This is a genomic window from Streptomyces sp. NPDC058701 (assembly GCF_042715295.1).
Taxonomy (GTDB): domain Bacteria; phylum Actinomycetota; class Actinomycetes; order Streptomycetales; family Streptomycetaceae; genus Streptomyces.
Genome location: NZ_JBHXSY010000120.1, coordinates 1 through 3,347, shown reverse-complemented (window position 1 = coordinate 3,347; position 3,347 = coordinate 1). Strand labels below are relative to the sequence as shown.

The following is a 3,347-nucleotide window of genomic DNA, read 5'->3' as shown; positions in this document are numbered from 1 at the left end:
CACCGAATCTGACCTCAGCAACCAAACCGGTTACACCGTTTACTGGACAGACCCCCGCGGCGCGAGAATGGGCACAACGGCACTTCGACCAGCTCCTGTCTTTCCAAGCAAGGGGTCAGCAATCGGCGATGAGCGGTCCACGAGACCCGCCGTGTGGCAAGCAGGCCCCTCACCAAAGCCGGATCGAGAATATGCTCATAGGCTACGAAAATCTTGTCAGAACCGTTCTATTTACAGTGCCTGGTCCCGCTGATAGATGCCGTATTGGTCGACCCACATGGTCTTGGCGGTCCAATCAGTTAGAATTCGAATGGACTCTTCGCGTAGCAGACCTCCATGCATTCCGATGCCGCTTGCGTCCAGTGCGTCAAAGCGAGCAGGGCCATCCGGTAATTGACGGAAGCCCGCTCGGTCGGCATCCTCGATGCTAGCGGCATAAAAGATTTTGGATATCTTTGCCCAATAGCAGGCCGATAGACACATGGGGCACGGTTCGCAACTGGTGTAGAGAACACAACCTGACAAATCAACCTTTCCGACATGCTGGCACGCGAGGCGGATTGCATTTATCTCTGCGTGGCGCGAGACGTCGAGGTCTCGAAAAACCGTGTTGTGACCGATACTGAGGGTTTTATTTCCCAGCACGACGCACGCCCCGAAGGGCATTTGGGCGTGCCGTGTTGCTTGAATAGCCTGCTCTAGGGCTATCCGCATCGCTTGCAGATCCGCCCCATTTTGCCCCCATGCAGGATTGTCGCCTTTCAGTAGGGTCATGAGGTCGGCGCTGTGTAAGTGGCCTCGACGGTCTGTTCGCCCATCAGCCTCATTTCTTTGATCCACAACCCATGCTGTTGACCGAGCTCTGCCAGGGCCTGCTGTAGGCGGTCGTGAAGGTAACGTACCAGCGCCTCGAACGTGGGCGAGAAATCCACCGCAACATACTTGAGTTGGCCTTCCTTCAGCACTGGTTCAAGGCGCGGAAACAGCGGGTCCGAACGGTCAATAATAAACGCATGATCAATCTCGTCGAAAATCGGCCGGAAAGCTCCCCCTATTAGATCGGTATCCATCAGGAAATATTGATCATCCAGTACATGCCCCTCCAGAGTGACGGACACGAAAAGGGTGTGCCCGTGGATGTTGGCACATTTATTTGCCACGGCAGAGCCGTCATAGAATTCATGACCACGACTGGTGAGCATGTTCTGCGTCCACGTACGATGCCCCACTTCGACGCGAAAGGTCTGCTTGATGGTGTAGCTCATTGAATGGCTCCTAAACGTGGTCTACATAGCTACGTGGCAGTGCGAGATGAGCGTAGGAATTGGATGGAGAGAACGGAGCGTTCCGGACGCCTTGTGGAAGTTGGAAAGGCTGTCGTCCAGAGAGTAGTAAATTCGTGATCATCTACGTCCCGGTCAGTGGTTGTGCCTGGCCGGACGTTTTCGCCGTGCCTCGCTTGGAGTGCAAAATTGAACCCGTGCGCTGCGCTGCCGATTCGCCTTCTCGTCTCGTGCCGAAGTGCCGGAGCCGAGGCGGCACACACCACGCCGTACTCGACATCGCATGTGTAAACAATCTGATACTCGCCAGGTGACGTAAAACGAGCAGGTTACCTGCCGTACTGTAGGTTATCTACAGGACGACTCTTTAGGCCGCGGTTTCTGAGTTACGTGCGCTCGTGGGTCGCTGAGAGGGTGGTAGCGCACTCTAAGCGGGCCCTACGCACCACTACGCCCCCGACTTGCATTCCTTCCGATATTTTCTCGAAAAAATACTTCGCGAGACCTTCTAGCGTCGGATTGAAGTCAACAGGGAAAATTTTGTCGTCAATCCCTGCCGACTTGCACAGATGTTTCAGTCCAGGATAAATTGGGTCAAGAGACCAAATTATAAAAGAGTGATCCACTTGATCGATTAGAGAATTGACAACTACTGCAAGATCATTCGTGTCGAATATCGATTCGCGTTCCCCGAGTTCTTGCGTAGCCTCAATAGTGACGGTCAAACGCCATGTATGTCCATGAATAGTCTCCTCTTTCTTGTAATCAAAACCGAGAGCGCGATGTCCTGCATCGAAGCGAAATGTTTTTTCGATACTTCTGGTAGGCATACGCTCCTCGTTTCTCGATTGAATAGAACGGTGGTGCGAGGCTGGCCCGAGTGCCGAGGCGGCTGTGTATACGAGCCTCCTTCCGCGTGCACGTTTGCCCTTCTGTGCGCGGAGCTGAGTCGTCGTTGCCGCAGGCGTGCACTGTTTCAATTCAGCCCATCGTGGATGTGAGTGAAGAATCGATTACCGCAGCCCCTCGATAGGGTAATATATACATATGGTCTATCTGTGGTCGGGCTCCCGCGTGGCAGGGACTGGACCTTTGCTGCAGTAGTAAATCGCGTGTTTTATTATCGGCGCCTTATTTGCAAGTGTCCTGAGTAGTCACTACTCATGTACCTGGCGAGGCGACCCTGCGTAGCCGTGCGGCTGGCGGATGCGTCGGTTACGTGCATCCCAGAGCTTCCGGTGGCGGTCCACACCTGCCACGCCCCCCGGCCGCCCTGGTGGCCCATCCGTTTGCATCACCTCGAGCAGTACCGAAGCCAGTTCGGAAAGAACATCGTCAACTCTCGCCGCCCCTCTGTCCTGGGGGCGCACCCACCGAGAGCGGAATCGACAAGACGATCAACGTCTACGGACATTTCAGGGGAGCCGAAATCTTCAGAGCCCTCTCTGGTATTGCACGTTCCCGTCGGATATATCTGCCTTCATTGCGGCATGGATCTCCCGCATTCGGTGCAGACCGGTCGGACCACGGCTGCGGGTCCCGCAGTGTGCAAGATCTTGCGAGGCGGACGACTGAGGTTGCTTCGGTTTGGCGGACACCCGAGAGCGGGGAGCGTACCCGAGAGGATGTCCATGATGGAGAACATGCCGAAGAAGAAGTCGCGTCCCGGGCGGCAGTTCACGGCCGATTTCGAGACCGAAATTGGGGAGATGTGCCTGCGTAGTGACCGGTCGGTGCCCCAGGTCGTCAAGGACTTCGACCTGGCCCAGACGCCGTCAGGCCGTAGCCGGCGCAGGCTGACGAAAACCACCGGTCCAAAGACGTCGAGTGTGACGCGGGCGGAATTGGCCGGTCTGCGGGGGAGAACCGCCGCCTGCGGAAGGACATCGAGATCCTGAAGCGAGTCACGGCCTTCTTCGCGAAGGGGACCCGGTGACGGTCGACCCGTTCACCGAGGCGGAGAAGTAGACAGGTCACAACGTCAAACGCACGTGTGAGCCCATGGAGGTCGGGGGCTTCCCCTTGATCGTGGCCACCGGTTGTTATGCGGCGGTGGCCAGCGTA

4 protein-coding genes are annotated in these 3,347 nt (G+C 56.3%); 1 reads left to right on the top strand and 3 read right to left on the bottom strand.

Features of this window, described 5'->3' with window-relative positions; all coding sequences use genetic code 11:
* Positions 1 to 231 precede the first annotated feature (231 nt).
* The 3 genes from ACFWW8_RS38305 to ACFWW8_RS38295 all read right to left on the bottom strand — a co-directional run bounded on the left by ACFWW8_RS38305 (position 232) and on the right by ACFWW8_RS38295 (position 2,113).
* Complete coding sequence (locus tag ACFWW8_RS38305; RefSeq protein ID WP_386537497.1) at positions 232 to 774, bottom strand: nucleoside deaminase; 543 nt, start codon at positions 772 to 774, stop codon at positions 232 to 234.
* The gene (locus ACFWW8_RS38300) at positions 771 to 1,265 is read right to left on the bottom strand and encodes a 6-pyruvoyl tetrahydropterin synthase family protein (RefSeq protein WP_386537494.1); all 495 of its coding nucleotides are present in this window, start codon (positions 1,263 to 1,265) and stop codon (positions 771 to 773) included. The genes ACFWW8_RS38305 and ACFWW8_RS38300 overlap by 4 nt, the downstream gene beginning before the upstream one ends.
* Positions 1,266 to 1,669: 404 nt before the next feature.
* Entirely contained in the window at positions 1,670 to 2,113 is a 444-nt protein-coding gene (locus tag ACFWW8_RS38295) for a 6-pyruvoyl tetrahydropterin synthase family protein (RefSeq protein ID WP_386537492.1), read from the bottom strand.
* A gap of 801 nt (positions 2,114 to 2,914) precedes the next feature.
* Between ACFWW8_RS38295 and ACFWW8_RS38290 the strand changes: the two genes are divergently transcribed.
* Positions 2,915 to 3,181: a hypothetical protein gene (locus ACFWW8_RS38290; RefSeq protein WP_386537489.1), complete on the top strand. Its 267-nt coding sequence runs from the start codon at positions 2,915 to 2,917 to the stop codon at positions 3,179 to 3,181.
* Positions 3,182 to 3,347 lie beyond the last annotated feature (166 nt).

What these genes read in the sequence shown, in the direction of transcription:
- ACFWW8_RS38305 (WP_386537497.1), bottom strand. Translation starts at nt 774, where the DNA reads ATGACCCTACTGAAAGGCGACAATCCTGCATGGGGGCAAAATGGGGCG.
- ACFWW8_RS38300 (WP_386537494.1), bottom strand. Translation starts at nt 1,265, where the DNA reads ATGAGCTACACCATCAAGCAGACCTTTCGCGTCGAAGTGGGGCATCGT.
- ACFWW8_RS38295 (WP_386537492.1), bottom strand. Translation starts at nt 2,113, where the DNA reads ATGCCTACCAGAAGTATCGAAAAAACATTTCGCTTCGATGCAGGACAT.
- ACFWW8_RS38290 (WP_386537489.1), top strand. Translation starts at nt 2,915, where the DNA reads ATGATGGAGAACATGCCGAAGAAGAAGTCGCGTCCCGGGCGGCAGTTC.